Below are 3,539 nucleotides of genomic sequence, written 5' to 3'. Positions count from 1 at the left end.
ACTGAAATTTATAATTCATAAAATCTTATTAATCTTCTCTAACCGCCAAACCTCTCCAACAATCTGCAGGAAACTTCCGGAGTCCTCCGGAGATTAAAAACAAAGTTGTTTGCGAATTCCGTACATCTCCGGAATTCTCCTGCAAGTTGCGGGAAACCTCCGGAGGACTTCTGTCGTTTAAAACAATAGTGTTTGTAAGTTTCGGAGTTCTCCGGAGGTTTAAAACAGAGTTGTTTGTAATCAAAGAAGTTTTTTTATATTTGGTTTTTTAAATTATTAATCAAAAAAACGCAAACAAAATGAAAATTGCACTCACAAAACTGAGTACTAAAGATCTCGCTACTTTATCTCAACGTATTCTCTCAAATGCACAGTCAGGGAAATATACCATAGTTGATAATCATCCACTTACTTTGGCTTTACAGAATTCGTACACAGAATACGATAAAGTCTATGCAAAGCAGAGTTATAGCGGAAAAGGGAAGGATGTGGCAACGGCAGATCATGAAAGAGATGTCGCTTACACCAATCTGAAAGCTTTTCTCAACGGATACCGCAAACTTTCTTCTGCTCCCAATTATCAGGCTGCCGAAGATTTGTACAACGTATTAAAGAAGTACAGACTGGATCTTGACCGTTTAAGCTATTCTTCGCAGACCGCACAGATGAAAAAGCTGATCGAAGAACTGGAAATTCCTGAAAATATGCAGAAAATCGGACTGCTTTCCATCAATGCTGCATTCACAGAAATGAAAACGAAACATGAGGATTTTGAGACCTTATTTGCCGATCAGGCAGAAGCCAACGCAGACCTCCGACAAATGACGAGCGCAAGCGCGATCCGAAAAGACCTTGAGAAAAACCTGAAAGCCTACATCAGTTTATTAACCGTGATGAAGGGTGTTTCCGGCTGGGAACTTCTGTACAGCGACACCAATGAGCTGGTAAAAGCTGCCAAAAATTCTTCCCTGCAAAAGACCAGCAGCGAAGGAAAAACGGGAACTTCCGGAAACCAGCCGTAAAATCAACGATTTGTTGATTGCTGCACGTACTTTTTTAACCACAAAAGCCACAAAAGATTTTGATGTTTTATTAAAGTTAACAAGCGTAAGAATAAAAGAACACAACAGTTTTTAAAAATCTTTGATTTTTATCCTTTTAAGGACTTTAATTATTCTAAAAATCAGCTTTGTCATTATCTTTTGTGCCTTTTGTGGTAAAATCTCTCTGTCCATTCAGAATGGAATTTTGCGAAGCATTATGTAGTGAAGAATCTATTAAAACGTTGTGGTTTTAGATTTTTCGGCTCCACTTTGTTGTGCTCAAAATGACAGTGTTGCAGGTTAAAAAGTTTTTAAAACACTTAAGTCACATAAGATTTTAAATAATTTAAGCTTTATATCAGAACACATTAGTTTATGAAAATCTTTGATTTTCTTCTTATGTGAACTTCTAATTATTCATTAAATTAAACTTATGTGACTTAAGTGTTATATTTAAAAATCCTGTCCTTCAGAATGAAATTTTGCAAAGCATTATGCAATGAAGAATCTATTAAGATGCAGTTGTTTTTAGATTTTTCAACTTCACTTTGTTTCGCTCAAAATGACAGCGCTGTAGATTAAATGTAAGAGTTTTTTTTAAACAAATAAGTTGCATAAGATTTAAAATAATTTTAAGCTTTAGATCAGAACACATTAGTTTATGAAAATCTTTGATTTTCTTCTCATGTGATCTTTTAAATATTTGGTTGGAATAATTGAACTTATTTGATTATTAAAATTAAATTTATGCGGCAGGTTTTGTATCTTTTGCAGATAAAAACTTTTTAAAACCTGTAACCATAGAAATCGGATATGAGGAAATATTTTTTTAGTGTACTGTTCGGGGTTTTATTTTCTGTTCCCGCATTCGGATGCCTGAACGGAGAAACACTGCATCTCGAAGACGGAACCATACTCTATGAAGACTATGAAGGATATATACCTTATGGTCATTCTTTTACCAATACCGAAGAGCTTAATAAAATGCTGTTATCGCTGGAAAAGGGCTACAGGGAAACAGGAAAACTGAATTATCTTTCAGATAAAGGACTGATCCTGATTATTCAGGGAAAATATAAGGAAGCCATCGAACTTTACAAAAAGATTGAAAAAGCGGAACCCAACCGATATTCTACCGCTTCCAATATCGGTACCGCTTATGAACTGATCGGTAATAATGCCGAAGCGTTGCGCTGGATTGAAAAAGCAGTAAAAATAAACCCGAATTCTCACTACGGTTCCGAATGGATTCACATCAATATTCTGAAAGCCAAAATGAAAGGCGGAAAGTTGATCAATTCCAGATTTTTAATCGGCATGGATTTCGGAAATGGAAAATTTCCTGAATCGGAAAAAGGTAATGAGGAACTTTTTGTTTTAAGAAAGCAATTGTATTATCAGCTTAATGAGAGGATTTCTTTTGTAAAACCGAAAGATAAAATCGTAGCACAGCTTTTATTTGATCTCGGGAATATTTCTTACCTGATGCGGGAAAAAGAAGAAGCCGCAGAAACTTATAAAATGGCAAAAGAGTACGGTTTTAATAAGCCTGTTTTGGAAGAAAGACTGGCTTTGTATACACCGCCGGTAATCGATCATGTACAAAAGAAAGCAATTAAGGAAATTAAGTTTCAGACCAAACCCATACGAAGAACCGAACTGATTAGTTTTTGTATAGCAATCGCGTATCTGCTCTTTTCGGGAGTGATTGTTTTTGTATTCAGAAAGAAGATTTTTTAAAGTTTAAATACTGTTTTTGCATGAGAAAATATCTGAAAGTAACTGTATTTTTTATTGGAATTATTCTCTTTCTTCTAATGATTGGTCTTTTAAGAAGTAATAAAATTCCATTGGGACTGCCTTTCGCTTTTGGTCCGGGAGTACAGGATTTTACAAAGGACTTAACAGGAAATTATACGCTTTACAGAAATTCGTCGCAAGAAATATTTATAGCTCCGGATGACGGATGGGATTCGGAAACAGCGATCATTCCTGCAAAAGTTATTAAAATGAATGTTTATCAGGAATTCATTATTGCAGAAAGATACGGCATGAAAAGGATGAATGTACACGATAGTATGGATACTCTTGAGATTCCGGATAAAGAGAGTACAGATTACTGGATTTTAAATACTGAGGAAAATTATGTCTTAAAAAATTTAAAGAAGAATGATTTCAAAAGAAAACGGGAATCTTTAAAAATACCCGAAAACATTAGTTTAATTGATGTCTATGAATATTAGTTCAACAGTATTTTTTACTTTAATCATGAATTTGCTTAATAATTAAAGTACTCAACTCGTTTTTTATGAACCTGAGTTCGGGATAAGTCTTCTTAACCGCCATGTTAAACAAAGATATTCAATTATCAAGAATTCAGCTTTTAAGATATACAAAGGCGTAAAACTGAGCAAAGTAATACCATTTTTGTCATTTTTAAATAAACGAAGTGCCTTTGTTTAGCTTACAAAATTTTAATAAGTAAAAAAATCTTTT

The 3,539-nt window shown here is 34.2% G+C and carries 3 protein-coding genes; all 3 read left to right on the top strand.

Annotation, left to right across the window (positions count from 1 at the left end; all coding sequences use genetic code 11):
- Positions 1–299 precede the first annotated feature (299 nt).
- The 3 genes from WFK35_RS21450 (at position 300) to WFK35_RS21440 (ending at position 3,286) form a co-directional block, all read left to right on the top strand.
- A complete protein-coding gene (locus WFK35_RS21450; RefSeq protein WP_336734569.1) occupies positions 300–1,022 on the top strand; it encodes a DUF6261 family protein in 723 nt (240 codons plus the stop codon).
- A gap of 834 nt (positions 1,023–1,856) precedes the next feature.
- The gene (locus tag WFK35_RS21445) at positions 1,857–2,783 is read left to right on the top strand and encodes a tetratricopeptide repeat protein (RefSeq protein WP_336734567.1); all 927 of its coding nucleotides are present in this window, start codon (positions 1,857–1,859) and stop codon (positions 2,781–2,783) included.
- A gap of 20 nt (positions 2,784–2,803) precedes the next feature.
- Positions 2,804–3,286 carry a DUF3997 domain-containing protein gene (locus tag WFK35_RS21440; protein ID WP_336734565.1) on the top strand — a complete coding sequence of 161 codons (483 nt, stop codon included), beginning with the start codon at positions 2,804–2,806 and terminating at the stop codon, positions 3,284–3,286.
- Positions 3,287–3,539: the final 253 nt, after the last annotated feature.

The organism is Chryseobacterium sp. VD8 (assembly GCF_037149975.1).
Taxonomy (GTDB): domain Bacteria; phylum Bacteroidota; class Bacteroidia; order Flavobacteriales; family Weeksellaceae; genus Chryseobacterium; species Chryseobacterium indicum.
This window is presented reverse-complemented; position numbering and strand designations above follow the sequence as displayed.

Excerpts from the sequence above, each read along its gene's own strand:
- WFK35_RS21445 (WP_336734567.1), top strand. The coding sequence starts at position 1,857 with ATGAGGAAATATTTTTTTAGTGTACTGTTCGGGGTTTTATTTTCTGTT.
- WFK35_RS21440 (WP_336734565.1), top strand. The coding sequence starts at position 2,804 with ATGAGAAAATATCTGAAAGTAACTGTATTTTTTATTGGAATTATTCTC.
- WFK35_RS21450 (WP_336734569.1), top strand. The coding sequence starts at position 300 with ATGAAAATTGCACTCACAAAACTGAGTACTAAAGATCTCGCTACTTTA.